Annotated in this window: 19 protein-coding genes; 9 read left to right on the top strand and 10 right to left on the bottom strand. The window is 65.8% G+C overall.

Annotated elements, in window-relative coordinates; all coding sequences use genetic code 11:
- Positions 1–94: 94 nt before the first annotated feature.
- Positions 95–1,081 (top strand): phosphomevalonate decarboxylase MvaD, encoded by a 987-nt coding sequence (gene mvaD / locus NGM15_RS08900; RefSeq protein ID WP_253429690.1) that lies wholly within the window; start codon positions 95–97, stop codon positions 1,079–1,081.
- A gap of 456 nt (positions 1,082–1,537) precedes the next feature.
- On the opposite strand, the gene NGM15_RS08895 is transcribed toward mvaD, so the two are convergent.
- The 3 genes from NGM15_RS08895 to NGM15_RS08885 all read right to left on the bottom strand — a co-directional run bounded on the left by NGM15_RS08895 (position 1,538) and on the right by NGM15_RS08885 (position 3,705).
- Positions 1,538–1,846 carry a hypothetical protein gene (locus NGM15_RS08895; RefSeq protein ID WP_253429687.1) on the bottom strand — a complete coding sequence of 103 codons (309 nt, stop codon included), beginning with the start codon at positions 1,844–1,846 and terminating at the stop codon, positions 1,538–1,540.
- Between the two features lie 145 nt (positions 1,847–1,991).
- A complete protein-coding gene (gene fen / locus NGM15_RS08890; RefSeq protein WP_253429684.1) occupies positions 1,992–2,969 on the bottom strand; it encodes a flap endonuclease-1 in 978 nt (325 codons plus the stop codon).
- A 100-nt stretch (positions 2,970–3,069) separates the two neighbouring features.
- Entirely contained in the window at positions 3,070–3,705 is a 636-nt protein-coding gene (locus NGM15_RS08885; RefSeq protein ID WP_253429681.1) for a GNAT family N-acetyltransferase, read from the bottom strand.
- Positions 3,706–3,901: 196 nt separating this feature from the next.
- On the opposite strand from NGM15_RS08885, the gene NGM15_RS08880 reads away from it, so the two are divergent.
- Positions 3,902–4,453, top strand: a complete 552-nt coding sequence (locus NGM15_RS08880) for a hypothetical protein (RefSeq protein ID WP_253429678.1) — start codon at positions 3,902–3,904, stop codon at positions 4,451–4,453.
- 10 nt (positions 4,454–4,463) lie between these two features.
- Here the strand turns inward: NGM15_RS08880 and NGM15_RS08875 are convergent, their stop codons facing one another.
- Complete coding sequence (locus tag NGM15_RS08875; RefSeq protein WP_253429675.1) at positions 4,464–5,567, bottom strand: TrmB family transcriptional regulator; 1,104 nt, start codon at positions 5,565–5,567, stop codon at positions 4,464–4,466.
- A gap of 95 nt (positions 5,568–5,662) precedes the next feature.
- A complete protein-coding gene (locus NGM15_RS08870; RefSeq protein ID WP_253429672.1) occupies positions 5,663–7,777 on the bottom strand; it encodes an alpha-amylase family glycosyl hydrolase in 2,115 nt (704 codons plus the stop codon).
- A 127-nt stretch (positions 7,778–7,904) separates the two neighbouring features.
- Here NGM15_RS08870 and NGM15_RS08865 point away from each other — a divergent pair, with 127 nt between their 5' ends.
- Positions 7,905–10,001, top strand: coding sequence for a DUF7997 domain-containing protein (locus tag NGM15_RS08865; RefSeq protein ID WP_253429669.1), 2,097 nt, complete (start codon positions 7,905–7,907; stop codon positions 9,999–10,001).
- Positions 10,002–10,199: 198 nt separating this feature from the next.
- Here NGM15_RS08865 and NGM15_RS08860 read toward each other — a convergent pair whose 3' ends face one another.
- Positions 10,200–11,330 carry an ABC transporter ATP-binding protein gene (locus NGM15_RS08860; RefSeq protein ID WP_253429667.1) on the bottom strand — a complete coding sequence of 377 codons (1,131 nt, stop codon included), beginning with the start codon at positions 11,328–11,330 and terminating at the stop codon, positions 10,200–10,202.
- 216 nt (positions 11,331–11,546) lie between these two features.
- On the opposite strand from NGM15_RS08860, the gene NGM15_RS08855 reads away from it, so the two are divergent.
- The 5 genes from NGM15_RS08855 to NGM15_RS08835 all read left to right on the top strand — a co-directional run bounded on the left by NGM15_RS08855 (position 11,547) and on the right by NGM15_RS08835 (position 18,700).
- Complete coding sequence (locus NGM15_RS08855) at positions 11,547–14,030, top strand: glycoside hydrolase family 15 protein (RefSeq protein ID WP_253429664.1); 2,484 nt, start codon at positions 11,547–11,549, stop codon at positions 14,028–14,030.
- Positions 14,031–14,106: 76 nt separating this feature from the next.
- Positions 14,107–15,429: an extracellular solute-binding protein gene (locus NGM15_RS08850; RefSeq protein WP_253429661.1), complete on the top strand. Its 1,323-nt coding sequence runs from the start codon at positions 14,107–14,109 to the stop codon at positions 15,427–15,429.
- A 16-nt stretch (positions 15,430–15,445) separates the two neighbouring features.
- A complete protein-coding gene (locus NGM15_RS08845) occupies positions 15,446–16,438 on the top strand; it encodes a carbohydrate ABC transporter permease (RefSeq protein ID WP_253429658.1) in 993 nt (330 codons plus the stop codon).
- 2 nt (positions 16,439–16,440) lie between these two features.
- Entirely contained in the window at positions 16,441–17,520 is a 1,080-nt protein-coding gene (locus NGM15_RS08840; RefSeq protein WP_253429656.1) for a sugar ABC transporter permease, read from the top strand.
- Between the two features lie 208 nt (positions 17,521–17,728).
- Positions 17,729–18,700, top strand: coding sequence for a TIGR03557 family F420-dependent LLM class oxidoreductase (locus tag NGM15_RS08835; RefSeq protein WP_425494438.1), 972 nt, complete (start codon positions 17,729–17,731; stop codon positions 18,698–18,700).
- 127 nt (positions 18,701–18,827) lie between these two features.
- Here NGM15_RS08835 and NGM15_RS08830 read toward each other — a convergent pair whose 3' ends face one another.
- The gene (locus NGM15_RS08830; RefSeq protein WP_253429650.1) at positions 18,828–19,289 is read right to left on the bottom strand and encodes an SPW repeat protein; all 462 of its coding nucleotides are present in this window, start codon (positions 19,287–19,289) and stop codon (positions 18,828–18,830) included.
- Positions 19,290–19,529: 240 nt separating this feature from the next.
- Positions 19,530–20,951 (bottom strand): heme o synthase, encoded by a 1,422-nt coding sequence (locus tag NGM15_RS08825; RefSeq protein WP_253429647.1) that lies wholly within the window; start codon positions 20,949–20,951, stop codon positions 19,530–19,532.
- Positions 20,952–21,279: 328 nt separating this feature from the next.
- Here NGM15_RS08825 and NGM15_RS08820 point away from each other — a divergent pair, with 328 nt between their 5' ends.
- Positions 21,280–21,495, top strand: a complete 216-nt coding sequence (locus NGM15_RS08820) for a hypothetical protein (RefSeq protein WP_253429645.1) — start codon at positions 21,280–21,282, stop codon at positions 21,493–21,495.
- Positions 21,496–21,497: 2 nt separating this feature from the next.
- Here the strand turns inward: NGM15_RS08820 and NGM15_RS08815 are convergent, their stop codons facing one another.
- Both NGM15_RS08815 and NGM15_RS08810 read right to left on the bottom strand, forming a co-directional pair.
- Positions 21,498–22,655, bottom strand: a complete 1,158-nt coding sequence (locus tag NGM15_RS08815; protein WP_253429642.1) for an ArsA family ATPase — start codon at positions 22,653–22,655, stop codon at positions 21,498–21,500.
- Positions 22,656–22,776: 121 nt separating this feature from the next.
- Positions 22,777–23,877: a pyridoxal phosphate-dependent aminotransferase gene (locus tag NGM15_RS08810; RefSeq protein WP_253429639.1), complete on the bottom strand. Its 1,101-nt coding sequence runs from the start codon at positions 23,875–23,877 to the stop codon at positions 22,777–22,779.
- Between the last annotated feature and the right edge of the window lie 55 nt (positions 23,878–23,932).

The following is a 23,932-nucleotide window of genomic DNA, read 5'->3' as shown; positions in this document are numbered from 1 at the left end:
GAGGTGTCGGCGGTCGGGACGGCTACGACCGGGTGCACCCGGCGGTCACTCCGATGCCGTGACCTTTAAGCGGTCGTCACACCCCTGTGGGGGTATGAAAGCGACGGCGATGGCCCACCCAATCCAGGGCCTGATCAAGTACCACGGGATGCGCGACGACATCGAGCGACTCCCGTATCACGACAGCATCAGCGTCTGCACCGCCCCGAGTCACACCCGCACCACCGTCGAGTTCTCGATGGACCACGACGAGGACGTCTACGTCGTCGACGGCGAGGAACTCGAGGGACGGGGCTTCGAGCGCCTCGAGGCCGTCGTCGACAAGGCCCGCGACATGTCGGACGCGGCCCACACCGTCTACCCGGTTCGCATCGAGAGCGAGAACAGTTTCCCCTCCAATGTAGGGCTGGGCTCGTCGTCGTCGGGCTTCGCGGCCGCGGCCCGCGCCCTCGCGGAGGCTGCTGACCTCGACGCCTCCCTCCAGGACATCTCGACGATCGCCCGCGTGGGTTCGGCCTCGGCCGCCCGGTCGGTAACGGGGGCGTTTTCTCAGCTCTACACCGGGATGAACGACGAGGACTGTCGCTCCCGGCGGGTCCCGAGCAATCTCCACGAGGAGTTGAAGATCGTCGTCGGGCTCGTCCCCTACCACAAGGAGACCGAGGACGCCCACGACGAAGCCGCCGACAGCCACATGTTCCAGGCACGAAACGCGCACATCCACGGCCAGATCGCGAAGATGCGCGACGCGCTCCGCAACGACGACTTCGACCGGGCGTTCGAACTGGCCGAACACGACTCGCTGTCGCTGGCGGCGACGACGATGACCGGCCCCGAGGGCTGGGTCTACTGGCAGCCGGCCACCCTCGCGATCTTCAACAAAGTACGCGAACTCCGGGAGGAGGAAGGCATCCCGGCGTACTTCTCGACTGACACCGGAGCGAGCGTCTACGTCAACACCACCGAGGAACACGCCGAAACCGTCGAGGAGGCCATCGCCGAGACCGGCGTCTCGACCACCACGTGGGGCGTCGGCGGCCCCGCGCGGCTGCTCGAGGAAGAAGACGACCACTTGTTCTAACCAACCACCTTTTACCCACCTTTTGCGTTGTCGTTCGAAAGAGCGTAGCTCTTTCGTGATGACGAAACGCCGCAGGCGTTTCGAACCACAGTCTAACGCGCTGACGCCAGCGTAGCTGGCGCACAGCGCGTCGTCCCTCGGCAAAAGCTGGACCAAAAACACTCCTCCTTCCCCTACGGGTCAGTCGTCGGTCCGCTCGCTCACTGCGCTCGCTCGCGGTGAGCATCGGTGGACCGCCTGCCCTTCCCCGAGTCGCGAGAAGTCGCCGCTACGGCGACTTCGCGCTCCCGGCCGTTCGTTATTGTAACGAAATCACGTGTGTGTCTGGAACTCACAATTGCTCGAGATTGTTCGAAAATACCGGTGTTGCCACTCGTCTCCTCGAATCGAGCGACGACCCGTTACGGGTATGCGCCGCTATCGCGGCATCTCAACAAAATGGGGTCGTCTGATCGATCACGCTCGGATAGCGCTGAACGACACTGCTCGGAGCGCCGCTCCCGTGAACAGGAGAACGACGAACGCGATGGCCAGCCACATGCCGACCTGCGTTCCGAGCGCGCCAGCGATAACACCGAGGAGATCGACACCGAATGCTTGCCCGAGCGCGAACAGCACGATCGTCAGGCCGACGACGGCGACCGCCGTCTGCAGTGCCGTCGAGGCGGCCCAGGCCCCCGCAGCGCTCTCGTCGCGGCGCTCCGCGGGTGGTCGCTCGTCACGAGCACGTGTCTCGGATCGATCGGCAGTGCGGTCTCGAGTCATCGGTCTAGTACCCCATCTGAGGTCACAAGACGGCTACACGTCAACGCTCACCCGGCAGGTGCATGGCGTACTTTATCTGGCGGACAGAAATCGCCGAGGTACCAATCCGGAATTACCGGTGGAAAAAGGTGATTACCCCTGAATCTCACGTCCACTTGTCCAGTCCGGTCTGGGTGACGCTCTCCTCGATCCGTTCGAATCCGCGTTCGACCTCGCCAGCGTCGACGCCCCACTCGTCGACTACGTAGGTGCGCGCCGCCTCGAGGTCCGGATCCAGGGTCGTCTCGAACTCGTAATCGTCGGTGACGTCCGGGTCCCGGAAGAGCTGTCGAACCCGGTCGCCGTACTCGACGTGGTCGCCGCGGGCCTCGAGCACGCTCCAGAGGTCGCCGTGTTCGGCGATTTCTTTCAGGGCCGTCTTCGGGCCGATTCCGTTCACGCCCTCGTTGAAGTCCGTCCCGATCAGGATGGCCGCGTCGATGAGCTGTTCCTGCGTGAGGTCGTGTTTCGCGAGGGTCGCCTCGAGGTCCATCAGTTCGGGGTCTCCCTTGCTCGTCAGTTGTCGAAGCGTGTAGGGGGCGCCGAAGAGGAGCGCATCGTAGTCCTCCGAGCCGACGTAGTCGGCGTCCCCGCGACGGGCCATGTGCGCGGCTTGCGCCTCGCCCTCCGCGGGCGCCTCGACGATAGGCACGTCGAGCAGTCGGAGCAGTTCACGACTGGTCTCCTGGATCGTCGGCGTCAGCCGCTGGGTTCGGGACTCGAGCTGGGCGATGGCGACCGTGTCGCCCTCCTCGCGGGCGCGCTCGAGTTGGGCCTCGTAGGTCTCGCGCTGGTCGCGTCGGGATTCGATCTCGTCGGCTTTCAGTTCCGAGGGGCCGCCGTCGAAGACCATCACGGGGATGATGTCGTGTTCGAAGAACTTCGGCAGGCCCTGGACGATACCGATCAGGTTCGCGACTTCGGTGCCGTCGCTGGTCGTGTACTTCCCGCTCGCGGTCCACTTGACGGTCGTCGTCAGGTACCGGTAGAGCCAGTTGTGGGCGTCGACGGCAACGACGCCCTCGACGTCCGAGAACGGAATCGACTCGATAACGGCGATGTCCCGGAGTGCTGCGTTTCCCATTGGGTGTTCTTGGAAGGAGAGGGATTTGAAACGTTCCCTCCCAATTTCGTTTTCATCGTCTGTCTCCGACATGAGCGGGCCCCATCTCGGCGCACCTACGCTACGTCGAATCGATCCGCGAAGGCGGCCCCACCTCGAGTCGGCGCGCTACGAACGCGCGTTCGCCGTCGGTGAGGTCGCGCTCCAGGAAGCGTTCGAGGCCCCGGCGATACGTCTCCGTGGTCGCCTGCGTCGGGTACTCGAGAACGAGTTCCGCGATGCCGGTGGTCTCGCCGGTGAACCCGAAGCCGCCCTTCCAGAGGGCGTCGTAGGCGTAGGGGTTGTTGACGGCGATCTGCAGTCGGTCGTAGCCGCGTTCGAGGGCTGCGTCGCGGACGAAACCGACGAGTTTCGGGCCGAGACCCCGGCCGCGGTGGGCGCGGTCGACGGTGACGTACCGGAGCCAGAGCGTCGAGGCGTCGGTCCGATCCTCGTTGAACGCGACGGCGGCGAGGACGTCGGTCGCGTAGGGGAGGTCGGCGCGTTTGCTCGAGTCGAGGTCGGCCGACACGATTCCTGCGTCGGCGTCCCCGGACTCGTACTCGTCGTCGTCCGTTCGAGCGCGCGCGACCGCTTTCCCGGTCGACGACATCACGAACTTGCCCGCGTAGCTGAACCGCTCGTGGTGAAGCCTGACCGTGGGGCCGTCGGGTGGCCAGCCGAGCAGCTCGAAGGTGACCGGCGGCGTGTCGGGCATCGACCGCAGTTCGCGCGCCCCGCGGAAAAGTCCGCGCTTTCGGTGAATTGAACGCTTCCCTCGAGTGTCGTCTCGTTCCAGACCGGGGATCGACGCGAGGTCGCGAACGGTCTGTAAGCGGTGAGTCGGGCCCGACTTCAACGACCGGGTGCTCGCCAGCCGTTGGCTTTTGCCGCCGTCCGTGCTAGCACACGGCATGAGTGCAAACACAGACACGACCAGCGGGTTCGGCGTCGGCGGACGCATCGGCTGGCCCATCGGTGGTGCGGTCGGCGGTGTCATCGGCGCCGCCGCGTTCGGCCTGCTCGTCTGGTTCTTCAGCCCCGACGTCATCGAGGCGACGATACCGACGGCATACGGCCTCGAGGCGGCGGGCACAATCGGCTGGGCGATCCAGCTCGCGCACGGAGTCATCCTCGGCCTGATTTTCGCGTTCGTCGTGACTCGCCAGGCCGTTCTCGGACTGCTCCGGACGGACGTCGAGACGGATGCAATCGCTCGAACCGGCCTGACGGGTCGCTTCGTCGCTGCGGGACTCGTCTTCGGATTCGCCGTGTGGGCCATCCTCCCGATGCTCATCCTCCCCGTCTGGCTGAGCGCCGTCGGTGCCGGCGAAACCACGCAGTTCTCCGCGCTCGCGACCAACGGCCTCGTCGGGCACCTCCTGTTCGGGACGGTCCTCGGCGCCGTTTTCGCGTTGCTGGTCGACGTGACCAAACGCACGTCGCAAGACGTGCTCGGGGAGTGACCTCGACCGCTTACGCCGCTGGCTCGAGGGTCACGGACTTCGTCTCGTAGTCCTCGACGAACGCGCCCTCGCCGCCGAGGGTGACGGTGCGGTTGTCGCCGTCCTCGCCGTCGCCCTCGTCCCCGTCGTCTCCCGCACCATTGGCGGCTTCGATTTCGACGATCAGCGCGTTCTCGACCGCGAACGTGTCTCTGGTCGGCTCGAGGAGGCTCTGTCTGACCCCAACGAGTCGCCCCTCGACGGTGGCATAGTCGTCCGTCCGAACGGGACGAGCCTCGGCGCTGACGGCGATTTCGCGGCCGTCCTCGAGGTGGAGCGTCGACTGCAAGACGGCGTGGCGGAAGTCGGTGTACGTCCGCGGGAGGTCATCCGGGTCCGTGACGTACACCTGCTCGGCCATCGGCCAGTAGTTGCCGAAGAAGGAGCCGACGATGATCGGCACGAGCTGGGCCTGCGAGATGGCGATTCCCTGCGTGCCCGCGTTCGAGCGAACGAGCATCTCGTTCGGGGCGAACAGGCCGAGGCGGCGCTCGGCGGTCACGATGAGCGGCGCGTGCTCTCCCCAGAGCCTGACGACGCTCGCGATGCCCTCGAAGCGCTCGGCTGGGAGAGTATCGTCGCCGGTCACGAGCAGGATGACCAGGACGCCGCGGTCGACCGTCTCCCGCAGTTCGTCTTCGATTTCCTCGAGCAGCGAGGCGGGGATCGAGAGGGTCACCTCCTCGGTGGCGCGCTCGAGCAGTCCCTTGATCCGCTTCATGATGGTCGTCCGGGTCTTGATGACCTCGAATTCCCGTTCCTGTTCGGAGACGTTGCCGTACCGGGTGGTGAGTTCGGGTTCGAGCGACTCGAGGTCGCTCGTGAGCGCCGCAACGACTTCCTCCGGCGGGTTCGCCCGGATCGTCGTCGGCACGACGTGATCGATGACGTCGACGAAGCCCCGTTCGTCGAGCTTCTCGCTGACGCTGTATACGTAGCGCTTCGAGACGCCCGCGTCCTCGGCTACCGTGCTCGCTTTCGCCTCTCCGTGCTCGAGAATAGTGAGATACGTGTCGATTTCCTTCTCCGACAGACCCAGCTGTCGGAGGTTGTCCGCGACCGTCTCGTCGTCCATACGGACTGTTGGATAGTCGGGTACAATGAGTGTTCTGCTCGGCGGTAGAGTGAACGAGGGTGGGAAGGGTGAGGGACTGAGGATCGGCCCGTATCCTACCTCGTCTCGAGGACGACCACGTCGTCCACGGTGATCGTCGTCTCGCTCCCATCTGTCTCGCAGTCGACCGGGGTCCCGGTGACGAGGTCCGTCGGGTCGACCGGGACCGTCGCGTCGAACGTGATCGTCGCGAGTTCCTCGCCGAAGTTCAGCGCCACGACGACGCGCTGATTCTCCTGGTCCCGAACGAACGCGACGGCCGCGTCAGTATCGGCGTCGTACGTGAGATCCTGGAGCGTCCCTTGGGAGAGGGCGGGTTCGGATCGACGGGCGGCTACGAGCCGCCGGTGGAACGCAGTGGACTCGCCGTCGCCCTCCCAGGGCATCGGTTGTCGGTAGCCGGTCGCACCCCGCTCCTGGCCGTAGTAGATCATGGGGACACCGGGGAGCGTGAGGACTGCCGCGACGGCCGCGCGCTGGGCGTGTGGGCCGCAGGTCTCGAGGTAGCGATCCTCGTCGTGGTTCTCGACGTAGCGCATGTGGAGCGACCAGTCGGGGAACCCCTCTCGATCCGGTGCCCGGGCGGCCTCGAGGATCGATTCGGCGGGCGCCTCGCCCTTTCCGACGTCGACCAGCGTCCAGTAGAGGGTGGTGTCGTAGTGAACGTCGAACTCGGCCTCGGCGTACGCCGGATCGCGGGGAATCGTCTCGTCGAGCAGGAGGAACTCGGGATCCCGGCCCTCGAGCTGGTCGTGGACCTCCTTCCAGAAACCGTGAGGGACGCCCCAGGCGACGTCACACCGGTAGCCGTCGACCACGTCCGCCCACTCGTCGACGACGTCGAGCATGTACCGTCGAACCGCGAGCGAGTCGAAGTTGACGTTCGGGATGTTCCGCCAGTTGAAGTAATACTGGGCGAGCTCGGTGCCTCGATCAGGGAGGTACCGTCGCGGGGGGCCGTACTCGTCTCGTCCCTTCTCGAGGTCGCTCTCGGTCAGGTGGCTCCCCTCGAACGGCTCCCAGACGTACCAGTCGGCGTAGTCGTCGACCCCGGCGGCGCTCAGGTCGAAGTTCGCGTGCTCGCGAGCAGTATGGTTGATCACGAGGTCGAAGACGACACGAATGCCCGCCTCGTGGCAGCGGTCGACGAACGACTCGAACGCGTCTCGAGAGCCCAGGTCCGAAGCCGTGTCGAAGTAGTCCGTCGTGTGGTAGCCGTGTTTCGTCGGGCTCTCCAGGACAGGCGTGAGCCAGATGCAGTCGACGCCCAGCGACTCGAGGTAGGGGACGCGACGTTCGAACGACTCGAACGTCCCCTCGTCGGTGAACGATCGAACGAACACTTCGTAGACGACGGCGTCGCGAATCCACGCCGGCGGGTCGTTCACGCGGTCGACCGACCCGTCCGGCGAGACGGCGACGCAGTCCGCGACGCTGTGACGTTCGCCGACGGCGACGGCGTGGACGCGAACCGGGTCGTCAACGGCCACGGACTTGAGGGCCCGAAGCGGGAGGCGGGCCTCGTGGCCGTCGGCCTCGAGCACGCCGTCGTCCAGGCCGTCCCGGTCGTCGATCAGGAACTCGACGGTCAGTTCGTCGTCCGCGAACTCGCTGCCGGCGCCGGCCGTCGCGTCGGCGCCGATCACCACCGTCTCGTCTTCGACCTGGCCGTCGAGGCGAATTTGCGGGCGGGCGGGGCCCGGAACCGTCGTCTCGGTCCAGACGTCGTGTTCGCTCCCTTCGCCGAGGACGAACCCGTGTCGATGGTCGCCCGGCGGCAGTTCGACGTCGAACACGTAGGTGCCGTCCTGGAGCCTGGGTCGGTCGCGGCCGGCGAGGTGCTCGTTGAACGGCCCGATGACCGACACGTCCCCCGCGTCGTGTTTAGGGAGTTCGTCGCGGTCGAGTTCGAAGGTCGTCTCGCGGCGAACGTCGGGGAACGCCCTGACGCGCTGGACGGCGGTACCGTCGGGTCCCGCGCACTCGAATTTGTAGGTTCCGGGCACGTCGGGTTCGGCGTGCCAGACCGCGGTCTCGGGCGCTTCGAGGTCGCTCACGTCCGGCTTTGCGAGGACGCGCCACCGATAGGCGGCTGTCGGATCGGGATCACGGGGGGCGAGTTCGACGGACTCGCCGACGGCGACGAAACGGGGTGGTCCGGGGTGTCGCATACCTACGCCATTTCAGGCGTTCCTCTTACGCCTTTGGTCTCCGGCCGTCTCCGACCCGCTACGCCATGATCAACTGTGAACTAATTTTACAACATACTTTTGTACCCGCCGTTCGTGGTCAGAGTCAATGACGCTACGCGCCGCGCTCGACGACTACAAACGACACCAGGGGTCCCCGACCGTGTTCCCCGGCGAGCGCCGGACCACGAGCGGCCGTTTCTCTGGACTGGCCGGCCGAACCGTCCACGTCGGCCGAGATGGAACGCTTCGAGACTTCTCCTATCCGCTCACTGGCTGCTACGGCATCGACCGCTCCCGGTTCGGCGTCCGGGTCGACGGCGAGATACAGTGGCTCGACGGACTCGAGACGACGTCCCAGACCTACGTCGACGACACAGCGCTGGTCGAGACGACCTTCGCCGGTGAGGACCGCGACCTCGACATTAGACTCGAACTGGAGCGCCTTGACCTCACGCTCGATGATTTGCACGTGACCCACGTCACCGTCGCCGAGGGGAGCGCCGACGCGCTCGCGGCGTTCGTCTCGTTCGCGCCAGGGGGACGCGACGACCGGATCGGGCAACTCGTCTACGACGACCCGGGCGTCGTCGAGGTGTACCATCGAGCGGAACACGACTTCCTGACGAGCGAACCCCGCTTCGAGACGGTCGGCGGTCAGCTTCCCGAACGACTGGCGGACGTTCTCGACGACGAACCCGTGGACTTCCCCCGAGGCGAGGAGACGGGCCAGTACGAGGACGGCCGACTCGGCGGGTACGTGCTCGGCTTCGTGCCGTTCCAGGACGGGAGCGCGACGGTCGTCAGCCGTCTCACCGACGCGCCCGAGTCGTCGGCCGTCGTAGAGGACCTCGTCGAACGAACGACCGCACTCGCTGACGTCGAATCGATCCGGGCGGCGGCGCCCTCGATTTCCGCGGGTCGGGAGGGAAGCGCCGATGCCGGGACCGGGACCGAGACCGGGACCGAGACCGAGACCGAAACCGAGACCGAGACCGAGACAGCGGACCTCGAGCACGGAGCCGTCGTCGATGACCTCCGCGTCCTCGGCGTCCTCTCGAGCGAGCGCGGCAGTCGCATGGCCGGCCCCGACTTCGACCCTCACTACGAGTACTCCGGGGGCTACGGCTACACCTGGTTCCGCGACGACGCCGAAATCGCCCGCTTCCTCCTCGAGAGCGCGGACGCCCTCGACCTGAACCTCGAGACCGTCCATGAACACAGCGCGTCCTTCTACGCCGATGTCCAGCTCGAGGACGGCACCTGGCCCCACCGGGTCTGGCCGAACGACGGCTCGCTCGCGCCCGGCTGGGCGAACGACCATATCGGTGGCGACGGCGTGGACTACCAGGCCGACCAGACCGCCAGCGTCCTCTCGTACCTCGCGACGTACGCGGGGACGAGCGACGAACGGGCTCGCGAGGCCGAACCCATCATCGACCGAGGGCTCGCTGGGCTCGACGACACCCTCGCCGAAGACGGGCTGCCGGTCGCCTGCCAGAACGCCTGGGAGAACATGGCCGGGCGCTTCACCCACACTGCCGCGACGTTTCTCCACGCGTATGCCGCCGTCGCGGCGGCCCCCATCGACGAGGAACTGCGAGCACACGCCCGCGAGCAGGCGCGGACCGTCTACCGCGGCCTCGATCGGCTCTGGGACGACGACCGCGGCATCTACGCGCTCCGGGAACGCGACGGCGACCTCGACGCGCGGCTGGACTCGAGCACGTTCGCACTCGTCGACGCCCACGCGGCCTACGACGTGCTCGAGTCGGTCGACGACGAACGCCGTGAACGACTCCGCCAGCACGTCGACGCGACGCTGGACGGACTCGCCCGGAAGACCGACGCCGTCACCGGGTTGATCCGCTTCGAGGGCGACGACTGGCGCACCCGAACGCAGGCAGACGAGAAGATCTGGACCGTCTCGACGGCCTGGGGAGCCAACGCCGCCGTCTCGCTCGCTCGCTTGCTCGGGGACGACACGTACCTCGAGCGCGCCCGCAACCTCCTCGCGGAACTGTTCCCTGGAGGGAGTCTCTGCCTCGAGTCGGGCTACCTGCCAGAGCAGGTCTTCGACGACGGCACCCCCGACAGCGCGACGCCGCTCGGGTGGCCTCACGCGCTCCGGCTGGCGACGATCGCGCAGCTGTGCGAGATCGGCGAACCGGTTCGGCCGGAGCATTCGACGCCAGTCTCGAACTGATCGGCTGTTCCGTCCCGACGTCGACGCTCGTGTCGGGTCGAACCCCGTGGATACCGATCACGAATTCTACCCTCCTCCGTCGAGCGGAGTCTCCGCTGGCCGATCGAACGTGAGTCGACCCGGGAAGCAACTCCGGGTCGCCGCGATTGTGCACGACGGAACTCGAGTATCGACTCGCGGACGCGAAGAAAAACGCGATCAGGCTTCCGGGGTCGCCGGCTCACGTCGCTGGGGGTGGAGCAAGGATTCGCCGGTGTCCCGGTCGAAGAGTCGGATCTTCGATTCGTCGAACGTGATCTCGATGCTCTCGCCCACGGTTGGCTTGACGTCGGCGTTGACGCGAGCGATGAAGTCCTCCTGGACGTCGAGGTAGAGGTAGTTGTCGCTCCCGATCGGCTCGAGGACGTCGACCGTCGTCTGGATGCCGTCCGAACCGGGATCGGCCGTGTAGACGTCCTCGGGGCGGATGCCGAGGGTGACCGGCTGTCCGTCCTGGACGTCGATATCGGCGGCGTACTCGGGTGACAGCGAGAAGCGGAAGTCTGCGCCGTCGGTGAGGACGAGCGAGTTGCCGGACGTGCGGGCGACGACGTCGATGAAGTTCATCGAGGGCGAACCGACGAAGCCGCCGACGAACGCGTTCGCGGGTTCGTCGTACACGTGAGTCGGCGCGCCGACTTGCTGGAGTTCGCCGTCGTTGAGGATGACGATTTTGTCACCCATGGTCATCGCCTCCTCCTGGTCGTGGGTAACGTAGACGGAGGTGATGCCGAGTTCGTCCTGGAGGCGCTGGATCTCGGCGCGCATCGTGGTCCGGAGCTTCGCGTCGAGGTTCGAGAGCGGTTCGTCGAACAGGAACAGTTTGGGCTCACGGACGATGGCTCGCCCGAGGGCGACGCGCTGTTTCTGGCCGCCGGAGAGTTCGTCGGGTTTCTGATCGAGGAGTTCCTCGATGTCCATCATCTCGGCTGCCCACTGGACCTTCTCCGCTCGCTCGGCTTTCGACAGGTCCGTACTCATTCGCAGGCCGAAAGCCATGTTCTGGAAGACCGTCTTGTGCGGGTAGAGCGCGTAGTTCTGGAACACCATCGCGATGTCCCGGTTCCGGGCGCTCTGGTTCGTAACGTCCTCGTCGCCGAGGGAGATCGACCCGCTCGTCGGCTTCTCGAGGCCGGCGATCATGCGCAGCGTCGTCGTTTTCCCACACCCCGACGGCCCGACGACGGTGACGAACTCGCCGTCCTCGACCTCGAGGTTCAGATCGTCGACGGCGACGATTGCTCCGCGGTCGTACTCCTTTCGGAGGTTCTCGACTCTCAGACTCGCCATTTCCTAGGTGTGAGTGAATCGCACATATAATTCTTTTCCTCGATTTCGAACGAATGATGCACTATTTCGTAGTACTTTTACCAGCGGCGGTGTGAGACACAGTATCGAACGTCAGCGGTTGCTGGCGCTCACGGTCAACGCGCCGTCTCGACCCTCGGGAACGTCCAAAGAGTCGCGTGGCCGTCCTGACAGCGCGAGCAGCCACGACCGACACTCATGACGACACCGAATTCGACCCACGACGACTCGAATCGATTTCCCACCGTAAGCTGGGCGAGCGGCGAAACGTACGGACTCGAGACGCCCCACGACTACGACACCGAGGACCCAACGCGCGTCTGGTGTACCCTGACCGACGGAGCGATCACCGAACCGCGGTTCCCGCGCGTGGACGTGATGAACCTGCGAACGCTGTCGTTCGTCGTCACCGACGGTGACGGCTACGTGGCACGAACGAGTCGACCGACCCAGCGCGCGACCGATACGCTCGAGCGCACCGTGACGCCGACGGCCGACGACGCACTCGTCTACGAACACCGGTTTCGCGAGACGGCGGCGGGCCACGACTGGACGCTGACCGTCGAAACCGCCGTCGATACCGAGAGCGAAGCGCTGTGCTGTTCGCTCGTCTTCGACGCGGCCAACGCACCCACCGAGTACGACGTCTACGTCGTCGGCCAGCCGACGCCATCCGCACGAGGCGTTCACACCCGCGCCGAACGCGTGGGTGATACTGACGACTACGGCCTCGCCGTCTCCGACACCGGCGGCGGATCGACTGTCATCCACGACCAGGACGGTGAGCCATACCGCGTGGCGCTGGCACTCGAGGCCGCGGACGGGTTCGACTGGGCGGCGGTCCGCGAGGGTGGCGAGAACGGAATGGAGCCGCTCGAGGGGGACGCCGGCGCCGCGGCTTCGGGCGAGGAAATCGTCTCATTCGGCGCTCGCGTCGGGCGTAGCGTTGCTGCCCTCGAGACCGAGGTCGCGCTCGGATTCGCGACCGACGCGGACGTGGACGCGGCCCGAGTGGAAGCAACGCGAGCACTCGAGCGCGGCTTCGAGACGATCCGCGAGGACTACGTCGACTCCTGGCAGTCGTATCTCGCTGACCTGGACGTCCCCGCGAGCGTCGCCGACGATCCGGACCGGCGCGTCCAGTACGACTTCGCGGCGATGACTCTCAAGGCCGTCGAGGACAAGACGTTCGTCGGGGCGGGCCTCGCATCTCCCTCAGTTCCCTGGGGAACCGGCGTCGAGGCCACCGAAGCGGCGGACTACGGCTACAACTTCGTCTGGTCGCGGGACCTCTACCAGGTCTCGACCGCCTTCGAGGCGATGGGCGACGTCGAGAGCGCGATCGACGCCACGGAGTACCTCTTTCGCTACCAGATCGAGGACGACGGCTTCCTCCCGCAGAACACCTACCTCGAGGGGACCACGCGGTGGGGCGGCGAGCAACTGGACAACGTCTCGTTCCCGGCCGTCATGGCCTACCAGCTCGCGAATCGCCACGGCTACGGGCTCGATCGAGCCAGCTACGACTACGAGGACGTGCGATCCATCGCGGAGTACATCTTGCGAAGCGGGCCCGACAGCGAACAGGAGCGATGGGAGGAGGAGGCGGGTTACTCCCCGAGTACGATCGCCGCCGAGGTCGCCGCGCTCGTCTGTGCGGCCTGGTTCGCCGACCGCGAGGGCGCCGACGAGGATGCCATCCGTTACCTCGCGGTCGCCGACGACTGGTCGCGCGGCGTCGAGGAGTGGTGCGCCACGGACTCGGGAACCGAGGAGCACGACGCGCCCTACTACGTTCGCGTGAGCGCGGACGGGCGACCGGACGAGGCGAGCGAGCGGACCCTCGCCAACGGCGGCCCAACGCTCGACGAACGCGAAATCGTCGACGCAGGCTTTCTCGAGCTCGTTCGGCTGGGAATCGTTCCCTGGGACGACGAGGTCGTCCGCAACTCGCTCGCCGTCGTCGACGGAACGATTCGCGTCGACACCCCTCACGGCCCCGCCTGGTACCGCTACAACGGCGACGGCTACGGCGAACAGACCGCCGACGGGCCGGACGGATCGGGTGCACCCTGGTCCCTCACGCACGAGGGCAAGGGACGACTGTGGCCGATCTTCACAGGCGAGCGCGGCGAGTACGAACTGCTCGCCGACGAGACCGACGCCGACCTCGAGCCGGAGGCCCTCCTGGAGACGATGACCGGCTTCGCCAACAGCGGCCGGATGCTTCCAGAACAGGTCTGGGACGGCGAGGAGACGACCGAGTTCAGCTGGACGTTCGGTAGCGGAACGGCGGCTGCGACGCCCCTGGCGTGGAGTTGCGCCCAGTACGTTCGGCTCGCTCACTCGATGGACGCCGGACGTCCGGTCGAAACGCCCGAAATCGTCGCGGACTTTTTTCGCGAGCGAGGTCGTCAGAGCCGCACATCGAGCGATTCGATAACCCCGACGCTCGAGGTCGAGATCGATGGCAAGACAGTCTCGGGCACCACCGATGGCGACTACCTCGTCGTGCAGACGGACGCAGGAATTGAGACGAGAGCGGTCACGAATGGACGGTTCTCGCTCGAGAAGGACAATGCACTGTCACCGATGCGTGTCGTCGCCGTCAGCGTCGGGGAGGACGTCTGGGCCCTCGAGACGGCGACTGAGGTCCTTCGCCCGGAACGAGGCGCTCCGTAACCACGTGTGTGATTGGCATCCGCATCCAAAGGACTAAATAGGTGAAGTCATAATTCATCACGTATTCACCATGACAATGGACAGGAGAACGCTGGTGAAGTATCTCGCGGGTGCCTCGGCGGCAGGCGCTCTCGCAGGATGTATCAGTACCGAAGACCCCAGCGGCAACGGTGATGGGAACGGGAACGGGGACGGGGACGGCAATGGAAACGGCAACGGCAACGGCGAGTACGAGGACGACGAGGACTGGCCGACCGTCGAACCCGAAGGCGTCTCCGGCGAGGCCGAACTCTGGCACGACCTCAGCGAAGGTGAGCAGGACTCCTTCGACTCGTACATCGAGGAGTTCAACGACAGCTACGACATCACGATCAGCCCGGAAGCGGTGTCGGAACTCGAGGACCAGACGACGGCGTCGATTCCCGCCGGCGACGGTCCCGAACTGTTCGTCTGGGCTCACGACTGGGTCGGCAAGTACTACGAAAACGGCTTCCTGAGCGACCAGAGCGACAACCTCAACATCGATCCCGAGGAGTACTTCGGGGAGAACGCGAACTCGGCGCGCTACGACGGCGCGACCCTCGGCCTGCCATTCGCAGCCGAAACCGTCGCTCTCGTCTACAACAAGGAGTACGTCGACGAGGCGCCCGAGACGTTCGAGGAAGTGCTCGAGGTCGCCGAAGAGTACCACGCACCCGAGGACAACACCTACGGCTTCACCTGGCCGATGGACGCCTACCACGTCAGCGCGTTCCCGCACGGCTTCGGTGGCTACTACTACGACGAGGAGTCGGGTGAACTCGGACTCACGAACGACGAGACCATCGCTGGCTTCCAGTACGTCATCGACAACGTCTGGGACTACATGCCGGCCGACCCCGGCGGAGAGGCCCAGCAGTCGGTGTTCATCGAGGGCAACTCGCCGTTCCTCATCACCGGCCCGTGGAACCTCGGAAACTTCGAGGACAACGACCTCGACTACGGCATCGCACCATGGCCCGAGGTCGAGGGCAACGAGCCCAGCCCGTTCACGGGCGTCCAGCTGTTCTACTTCGCCGCCGCAATGGACGAAGACCAGGAGCGAGCCGACTCGGCGATCGGGTTCGCGGAGTGGTACACGACCAACACGAGCCTGATCGCCGAACAGGCGGACAAACACGGGTTCATCCCAGTCCACAACGCCTTCGCGGACGACGGCGAGGAATCCGGTGAACTGTCCGAAAATCTGCAGGGCTTCTCCGCGGCCGTCAACCAGGGCAACCCGATGCCGACCGCCGCCGACTTCCAGGCCGTCTGGGAACCGCTCGAGACCGAGTGGTTCGAGGCCCTCAACGGCAACAAGTCCGTCGAAGACGCGATGGCCGACGCCGAGAGTCAAATTCAGGACGCCTGGAACTGAACGTCTGACTACCACAATGAGCCTTTCCTCAGTCGGAGCGCGCTCACGGGACGGATACCGTGCGATAGTACCGGAGTCGACGCAGGAGTGGATCAGTGAAAACAGCGCGTTGCTCCTGGTCTTACCGGGCCTGTTTTTCTTCTCGCTGTTCATGTTCTTCCCGCTTCTGTTTACAATCTACCTCTCCTTTACGGACGCCGAACCGGCGACTGTCTTCCAGGACGGCCCCGGCGGAATAACCGGCTTCTTCGGCCTGCGTGGGGTGGAGAACTTCGTCGGTCTGGAAAATTACGTGTCAGTTCTGTCCGATCCTGCGTTCTGGAACTCGCTCGGAATCACGTGGCTGTTCGTCGCGATAAGCGTCACACTCAAAGTGGCGTTCGGACTGTTCCTCGCGATGCTCGTGACGAGCGACCGCGTCCGCGGGAAGCGGTATCTCCGGTCGATCATCATCATCCCGTGGGCGCTCCCGCCGATTTTCACGATCACGATCTGGAGGGGCGTATTCAGTTCGGCCCGATTCGGCCTGGCGAACCAGGCGATTGCCGTCTTCGGCATGGCGCCGAAATCGTGGTTCAACGACCGATGGCTCGCGTTCGGGACCTACCTGCTGACCGAGATGTGGCTGGCGTATCCCTTCATGGTCATCATCACCGTGAGCGCACTCCAGGCCGTCCCGGACGATCTGATCGACGCCGCGAAGGTCGACGGCGCCGGCTTCGTTCACCGGTTCCTGAACGTGACCGTGCCGTCGATCAAACGGCCCGTGATGTTCGCGGCGATCCTGACCGCTGCGGCGTCGTTCACCCAGTTCCTGATTCCCTACGTGTTCAACCGGGGCGGACCGGGTCGAGCGAACGAACTCATCATCCTGTACGGCTACCGTGAAGCGTTCACGTTCGACGCCTACGGGGCCGGGGCCGCGATCATGATGACCGCCGTCGTCTTCATCGGCATCTTCATGCTCGCCGCGGTCTGGAAGGGACAGCTGGCGGAGGGGGTGAACTAACCATGACGATGCTCGAAAGCATTCGCCGAAAACTCGCACGCGACGTACGCACGGCAATCGACAAACCAGCCGAATTCCGGGCCGATGTGGAGTACACGATCGAGGGGGTCAAGCGGGGAACGATCTCGCCGCGGGACGTGTTGATTCCCGCCCTCTCGACGCTCGCAACGCTCGTCTTCGTCTTCGTGCTGTTGATCCCCATCTACTGGGTGCTCATGATCGCCCTGCAGGGAGACGGTGCCACGCTGTACTCCACCGATAGCGCGGGCCTGATCCCCCAGGACTTCAGCCCGGAGGCGTTCGTCTGGGTCGTCGGCGATCTGTTCATTCCCGGCGCAATCGTCCGGATCGCCGTTCCCTTCACCGACGTCGTGTACTACTTCGAGTGGCCACGAATCGTCTTCCTCGACGCGAGCAACTACGTCGACACGACGTCTGACTTCCCCAGGTACTTCTGGAACAGCCTGTACATCGGCGTCGCCACTGTCGTGATCGCCATGTCGCTCATCGTTCCAGCGTCGTACGCGTTCTCCCGCCGGGAGTTCGCGGGCCGGATGAAACTGCTCTACGGCTACATTCTGTTCACCCAGATCGGCGGTGGCCTCGGCATCGCGGCGCTGATCGCCCTGTACACGATCTTCTCGAGCACCGGGCTCACCAACAACAAACTCGTGCTGGCGGTCTACTACGCGGCGATGGCCGTACCGTTCAACACCTGGCTGTTGAAGACGTACATGGACTCGATCCCGGTCTCCTACGAGGAGGCGGCGATCATGGACGGGGCCTCCCCGTTCCGCGTCGCCTGGGAGATCGTCCTGCCGCTGGCGAAGCCGGGGCTGGCGACGATCTTCATCTTCATCTTCCTCACCGGGTGGATGGAGTTCATCGTCGCCCAGCTGGTGTTGCGCCCCGAGAACTACACGCTCCCCGTCGGGCTGTTTAGCCTGGTCGACACCTACACGGTGCCGTGGGGGCGGTTCTCGGCGTTCGCACTGGTGTACGCCTCGCCCATCGTCTTCGTCTACATGTTCGCTCAGCGCTACATCGAGAGCGGGCTCTCCTTCGGCGGCGTCTCGGGGTAGTCCGGCCCCGAGCGACGTTCTCCAGTTTTACGTCCCATCGCGGGACGCTCGCGCGAGCGGGTTCCGACATCGCCGCCATTCACGCCGCCGATCGGGCCCGTCTCGGCTTGCTGAACGCGTCCGAATCGGCTGCTCGAGTCCCGGCTAGCCTCGAGACGATCACCGCAGGCGAGTGGCGAGTGCAAGTGAAGCGACTACGCACGTCCCGGTGAAATGGGTGACTATGACCCAGTTCGGGTACACGCTCTCGAGCGAGGAACAGGGCCCCGACCGACTCGTCGACCTCGCGGTCGCCGCCGAGGAGGCCGGCTTCGACTTCGTCTCCATCTCGGATCACTTCCACCCCTGGATTAGCGCCCAGGGCGAGTCCCCGTTCGTCTGGAGCACGCTCGGCGCGATCGCCCGCGAAACCGAGGAGATCGAAATTGGCGTCGGCGTCACCTGTCCCATCGTCCGCATCCACCCGGTCAACGTCGCCCAGGCCGTCGCGACGGTCCAGGAACTGGCCGACGGCCGGTTCACCTTCGGGGTCGGAACCGGCGAGAACCTGAACGAGCACGTCGTCGGCGAGCGCTGGCCCGAGCACTCGGTTCGCCTCGAGATGCTCGACGAGGCCATCCACGTCATGCGCGAACTCTGGACGGGCGAGCCGATAAGCTTCCACGGGGAGCACTTCACGGTCGAGGACGCGAGGCTCTACACCGTGCCCGACGAGGACCCCGACGTGGTGGTCTCGGCGTTCGGTCCAAAAACTGCCAGGATGGCCGCCGCGGAAGGTGATGGCCTCTGGACCGTCGGCCCGCAGGAGGAGGTCATCGAGGCCTACGAGGACGCCGGCGGAGACGGACCGACCTACACCCAGCTCGACGTCTGTTACGCCGACAGCGAGGAGGAGGCGGTCGACACGGTGTACGAAATGTGGCCGAACGGCGCGCTCCCGGGCGAGTTGAGCCAGGCGCTTCCGAGTCCAGCCCACTTCGAGCAGGCCACCCAGATGGTCGAGAAGGAGGACATCGCGGAGGGATCGACGGTGACCGATCCCGATCCCGACGCACACGTCGACTCGCTCGAGGAGGCGGTGGAGGCCGGATTCGACCACGTCTACGTCCACCAGATCGGCGACGAGGAAGAGCGCGCGATCGAGTTCTACGCGGAGACGGTGCTGCCGGAAGTCAGGTAGATTTGGGTCCGAGGGCGGTGTCGGGTCGCGCTCGGTGCGATCGGTCACATCCTCGAGACGCCCTCGGCCGTCTCGCCAGGCAGACACTGTCAGCGAGCACCCTCGACCGTCCCGCTGATGGACGCCGTCACCGGGCACCGTCGGCCGCGTCCGCTCCAGCGCCGGTCGGCGTGCGGCCCCCAGCGTAGGCGACGTACCCAGCGAGCAGCGCCGTCAGGGCACCCGAGACGATGGTGCTCCAGGAGGCGCCACCGGTATCGGTCCCGTACGCGAGCACGAACGGCGAGAGTAACACCCACAGTCCCAGGATGGCCACGAGTGACATCGCGGGCGTACTGGAGGGGTGAGCCGTCTGGATCCGGTAGTAGTTGTAGCCGGCGAGCAGGAAGATCGACGCGCCCACGAGCACGTTGTTCCAGGTGGCCGTCTCCGCCGTCCCGTAAACGAACGGCGAGACCGCGATCCAGATCCCGATCAACGAGACGAGTCCGCTGAGCCACTTCTGGCCACTCGCATTCCCCCGCGTCGCCGTTCGGGTCGTTCGGTCGTCGGTTCCCGCGTCTGTCGAACCGTGTGATGAGTCGCTCATAGTGATCCTCGAGTCGGCTCCGACCAGGACGCCCAAAAAGGCGGACGACCGTTCGACCCGCCGTCTCGCGGCTTCGAAGGTTTGCTCTGCGGACTGCGACTGCCACAGGGGTCGACGATCGGCGGCCTGGACGACTAATCAGCCATTATCGACGAGTCAGGGGATCAGGAAAACGCGGGCTCGAGGGACACGGTCGGTTCGAGTGCGTCGGAATCGATAACAGCTGGTTACTCCCCGAAATCACGCGCCGACAGCGACGAGCGCGTCGACCAGGATCGCCACGAGGACAGCCCCGAGGAACGCGTTCGAGGCGTGGAACGCGCGGAACGCGGCCCGTTCGGTCTGCTCGAAGTGGAGGTCGACGGCGAACCAGAGGAAGAGACCGCCGAAGCACACGACGGTGACGGAGTAGAGTGCGCCGAGATCCGTGAGCCAGACGAGTGCAACCGCGCCGACGAGCGTCGCCCCGATGTAGTAGAGGATGTGCTTTCGTGTGACGGTTTCGCCTCGAACGACGGGCATCATCGGGAACCCGCCGCGGGCGTAGTCGTCCTGGTAGGCCAGCGCGAGGTTGTAGAAGTGCGCGGGCGTCCAGAGGAAGATCAGGCCCGCCAGTGCCAGGGCGGGGACGCCGATCTCGTTGGTGACGGCGGCCCAGCCGATGAGCGCCGGAAGCGCGCCGGCGAACCCGCCGATGACCGTGTTCTGAACGGTATTCGGCTTGAGCAACAGCGTGTAGACGACGCTGTAGAACAGGATGGCCACGAGACCGAGGGCGGCCGCCAGCACGTTGATCGACAGGAAGACCGTCATCGACGCAGCCGTGAGGAACAATCCGAACAGCAGGGCGTTCCGAACCGGAATCAGGTCGGTCGCCAGCGGCCGGTCGGCCGTCCTGGACATCTGCTGGTCGACGTCGCGCTCGAGGACGTGGTTGAACGTTCCCGAGGCGCCGATGGCGAGGACGCCGCCGCCGAGGGTCGCGACGATGGTCGAGGCCTCGAGGTCCGGGCCAGCGGCCAGCGCCATACCAGCGGCGGCGACCAGGCACAGCAGCCACATGAGCCGCGGCTTCATCATCTTGAAGTAGGCGTAGGCGGTGAGCCGGACTCTGGCGAGCCCGCCGTCGGGAAGCTGTCGGGGCGGGGCGTCGCCGGTGTCGATCGGTTCCGGCGGCTCCATTCGGTCGTCGCTCGAGCCGGTGGTGACCTCGAGGTCCCACGCGAGCGCGAGGACGACGAACGCGAAGATGGTGACGCCGATGGTGAGGTGCAGTCCAGGGATCAGCGCCTGTGGTCCCATCGTCGCTGTGGCGGCACCGACGGCGACCTGGACCGGGTACAGGGCGACGGCGGCGTACAGGGCGTAACGGACGCGCTGGGTGGCGTCGCCGATTGCGGCCACGAGGGTCGTGCCGATCAGCAGGAGGCCGACGAGGACGGCGGCGATGCGGTGGCCCCACGCGATCGCGAGTTCGGTCTGGCTCAGTGGGTTGGTGGGTGGGGCACACACCGGCCAGGATGTGCACGCGGTGACGGCGTTCGTCAGCGACGTGGTCGCGCCGACGATCACCAGGAGGTAGACGCCGACGGCGGTCGCTGCCAGCAATCCGGCGAACCGCGAGCGCGTCTCGATCGGACGAGGGAACGGCGGCGATGACACGTGTCTCTAGAGGAGGGTTCGTCTCCGCGTATTTAGGGGTCCCGTTTTTTCGCCCGGCCGTCCACCGTTCGCGGCACTCGATTCGGCGCCCACTCGGCCGTCGGATTCGTCACTCGGTCGTCGGATTCGTCACTCGGTCGTCGGATTCGTCACTCGGCTGTCCGACCACCCACGGCGCCGGTCGTACGTTCGACGAACGGTACTCGATATCGGGGCGCCTTTGCCCCTCGAGGTGCCCCGTCCAGACACGTATGATCGCTCGACGAATCCTCCGCTCCTCGAGACCTGCTCCATCCAGAGAACTACCCCGAACGGAGGCCGGACGTCGATGAACGTCCTCGCCGTCGTCGGCGCAGCATTAGTGCTAAGCGGCGTCGCCGGAATTCGGATGGCACCGCGGATGGTCGACGCGCAGGCCGAACGCGGGGTCGGCGCCGCGGCCTCGGCCGGCGTCTCGCGAGATGACCGAATTCGCGTGATGAAGGGGTCGGGCGTGGTGATTACGCTCGTCGGGTTCGGACTGGTTCTCCTTGGCGTTAGCTGAGTTCACCGCAAACAGGCCGCCACGACCTCGAGCATCGACTCGCCCTTGACCTCCTCGGCGAACAGCGGCACTCGCCGCACGTCGGTCACGCGAAAGAGGTCCTGGGCCTCCATCAGTGCGTTCTGCTGGACGTCCCAGCGGCGCTGGCAGAACGCACAGGAGTCGAGATCTGGCTGCAGAAACTCGCCCTCGACGTCGTCGGTGACCTCAGCCAGCGGCTCCATCACCCGATTGACGACGACGGTGCCGACCGGAATGTCGAACTCGTTCAACTGGGCGCGCAGTCGCTTCGACTCCAGGACGCTCATCTCCTCGGGGACCATGACGATCCGGAAGTCGGTTCGCTCGGGGTCCTGCAACACGGCACGAAGGCGTTCGATGCGCTCCCGGAGGATCTCGAGGTCCTGGAGGTCGTTTTCGTCTGCCTCGCCGGCATCGCCGAACATTCCCTTGATCCCGTCGACCATGCTCCCGACGCGCTGGCGAAAGCTGATGATCCGGCCCATCATGGTGTCCATGATCTCCGGCAACTGGAGCAACCGGAGGGTGTGGCCCGTGGGCGCGGTGTCGACCACTACGCGGTCGAACCGGTCGTCGTCGAGGTACTCGAGGAGGGTCTGCATCGCAGCGGCCTCGTCGGCGCCCGGCATCGTTCCTCCGAAGAGCATGTCCATCGGCGTGTCCTCACCCATGAACTGGCCGAGGCCGCCCAGGGCGTCGGGGCCGCCCTCGGCCATAAATGCGGCCTGCCCCTCCTCTAAGGCCGCATCGGGGTCGATCTCGGCAGCGAACAGCGGAATGTCCTCCCGAAGGCGCTCGGGCCGGGTCCCGATCTCGGTCTCGAAGGTGTCCGAGAGGGAGTGAGCCGGGTCGGTCGAGACGACGAGCGTCGCGGTTCCACGTTTCGCGCTGTCGAGTGCCGTCGCGGCGGCCATGGTCGTCTTGCCAACGCCGCCTTTCCCGCCGTAGAGGACGTAGGCGGGGCCGTCGACGGGTTCGTCGGATGGCTCGACGTCGATGGTCTGTCGGTCTGTGTCCGCGTCCGCGTCCACATCTTCGTCGGCCCCGTCGTCGACTGATTCCGTCGGCGTCACTTCGATCGTGTTGTCCTCGTTCGTCGCGTCGGTCTCGTCGACGGGATCGACATCGAGTCCGCTCATGCCCGTGGCTATCGGACGAAGCCACGAGTACTCGTCGGTTGCGAGCAGCGAGTGGCGAGTGGCGATAAACGAGCAGCGAGCAGCGAGTGGCGAGTAACGATCAGCGCTCAGGGAGCAACGATCAACCGAAGTACTCGGCCAACCGATCGGCCGCCTCCTGGAGGCGTGGCGTCACGAGCGCGAATCGGAGCCAGTCCTCGCGGGCGGTGCCGAAGGCCTCGCCGGGCATCCCGGCGACGCCGGCCTCGTCGATCAGGCGCTCGACGTTCTCGAGCGTGCCCGGATATCCCTCGAACCTGGCCAGCACGTAGAACGCGCCGTCCGGGCGGGTGTACTCGGCGCCGGCCGCCTCGAGCGCAGCGGTGAAGGTGTCAACGCGCTCGCGGAGCAGTTCGCGATTGGCCTCGTAGTACTCCGGACCGGTCTCCCGGAGCGCCTGGAGGACAGCGTACTGGGCCGGGGCGCTCCCGGCGACGTTCACCAGCATGTGTCGACTCTTGGCGTCCTCGACGAGATGGGGCGGGAAGATCGCGTAGCCGACGCGAAAGCCCGTGATCGCCAGCGACTTCGAGAACGCGTTGGTGACGATCCGGTGGTCGGAGTCGACCTCGAGCGCGCTCGAGAACGTTCCGGAGAGGTCGTAGTGATCGTACACCTCGTCGGCGACGAGGATCGCGTCGTTCTCCTCGGCGATGGCGACGAGTTCGCGAACCGTCGACTCGGGGTAGACCGCGCCGGTGGGGTTGTTCGGGGTGTTGACGACGATGGCGGCCGTCTCCTCGCTCGCCGCTTCGCGGGCCGCCTCGGGATCGAGCTGGCCGTCTTCGGCCGCCTCGACGTACGTCGGCTCGCCGCCGAGCATCGTCGTCTTGCCCGGGTAGTACGAGTAGACGGGATCGGTCAGGATCACCTCGGAGCCCGCGTCACGCTCGAGCGCCCGGGCCATCGCCAGGTAGTTCGCCTCGCCGGCTCCGTTCGTGACGACGACCTGCTCGATGTCGACGCCGCGGCGGGTCGCGATCTCCTCGCGGAGGCTTCGAAGCCCTTCGCTGGGCGGGTACTGGAAGTACTCGCTCTCGAGGTCGGCGTACTCGTGAAGGCCGTCCCTGAGTGCCTGAGGCGGCTCCCAGTCGGGGTTGCCGCTAACCATGTCGACGACGTCCCGGTCGGCCTCGGCGGCGTAACTCATGACGTGAAAGAAGAGAGGCGTTTCGTACTCCATGTGCGCTCGTGCGCGGTCGGAGATGGTGATTCTTTCGTCACGCGGTTCCGATCCG

The organism is Natronosalvus halobius (genome assembly GCF_024138145.1).
Classification (GTDB): Archaea; Halobacteriota; Halobacteria; order Halobacteriales; family Natrialbaceae; genus Natronosalvus; species Natronosalvus halobius.
Note: the sequence above shows the minus strand (reverse complement) of the source record. Positions and strands in the feature narration are given on the sequence as shown.

Excerpts from the sequence above, each read along its gene's own strand:
- mvaD (WP_253429690.1), top strand. The coding sequence starts at position 95 with ATGAAAGCGACGGCGATGGCCCACCCAATCCAGGGCCTGATCAAGTAC.
- NGM15_RS08895 (WP_253429687.1), bottom strand. The coding sequence starts at position 1,846 with ATGACTCGAGACCGCACTGCCGATCGATCCGAGACACGTGCTCGTGAC.
- fen (WP_253429684.1), bottom strand. The coding sequence starts at position 2,969 with ATGGGAAACGCAGCACTCCGGGACATCGCCGTTATCGAGTCGATTCCG.
- NGM15_RS08885 (WP_253429681.1), bottom strand. The coding sequence starts at position 3,705 with ATGCCCGACACGCCGCCGGTCACCTTCGAGCTGCTCGGCTGGCCACCC.
- NGM15_RS08880 (WP_253429678.1), top strand. The coding sequence starts at position 3,902 with ATGAGTGCAAACACAGACACGACCAGCGGGTTCGGCGTCGGCGGACGC.
- NGM15_RS08875 (WP_253429675.1), bottom strand. The coding sequence starts at position 5,567 with ATGGACGACGAGACGGTCGCGGACAACCTCCGACAGCTGGGTCTGTCG.
- NGM15_RS08870 (WP_253429672.1), bottom strand. The coding sequence starts at position 7,777 with ATGCGACACCCCGGACCACCCCGTTTCGTCGCCGTCGGCGAGTCCGTC.
- NGM15_RS08865 (WP_253429669.1), top strand. The coding sequence starts at position 7,905 with ATGACGCTACGCGCCGCGCTCGACGACTACAAACGACACCAGGGGTCC.
- NGM15_RS08860 (WP_253429667.1), bottom strand. The coding sequence starts at position 11,330 with ATGGCGAGTCTGAGAGTCGAGAACCTCCGAAAGGAGTACGACCGCGGA.
- NGM15_RS08855 (WP_253429664.1), top strand. The coding sequence starts at position 11,547 with ATGACGACACCGAATTCGACCCACGACGACTCGAATCGATTTCCCACC.
- NGM15_RS08850 (WP_253429661.1), top strand. The coding sequence starts at position 14,107 with ATGGACAGGAGAACGCTGGTGAAGTATCTCGCGGGTGCCTCGGCGGCA.
- NGM15_RS08845 (WP_253429658.1), top strand. The coding sequence starts at position 15,446 with ATGAGCCTTTCCTCAGTCGGAGCGCGCTCACGGGACGGATACCGTGCG.
- NGM15_RS08840 (WP_253429656.1), top strand. The coding sequence starts at position 16,441 with ATGACGATGCTCGAAAGCATTCGCCGAAAACTCGCACGCGACGTACGC.
- NGM15_RS08830 (WP_253429650.1), bottom strand. The coding sequence starts at position 19,289 with ATGAGCGACTCATCACACGGTTCGACAGACGCGGGAACCGACGACCGA.
- NGM15_RS08820 (WP_253429645.1), top strand. The coding sequence starts at position 21,280 with ATGAACGTCCTCGCCGTCGTCGGCGCAGCATTAGTGCTAAGCGGCGTC.
- NGM15_RS08815 (WP_253429642.1), bottom strand. The coding sequence starts at position 22,655 with ATGAGCGGACTCGATGTCGATCCCGTCGACGAGACCGACGCGACGAAC.
- NGM15_RS08810 (WP_253429639.1), bottom strand. The coding sequence starts at position 23,877 with ATGGAGTACGAAACGCCTCTCTTCTTTCACGTCATGAGTTACGCCGCC.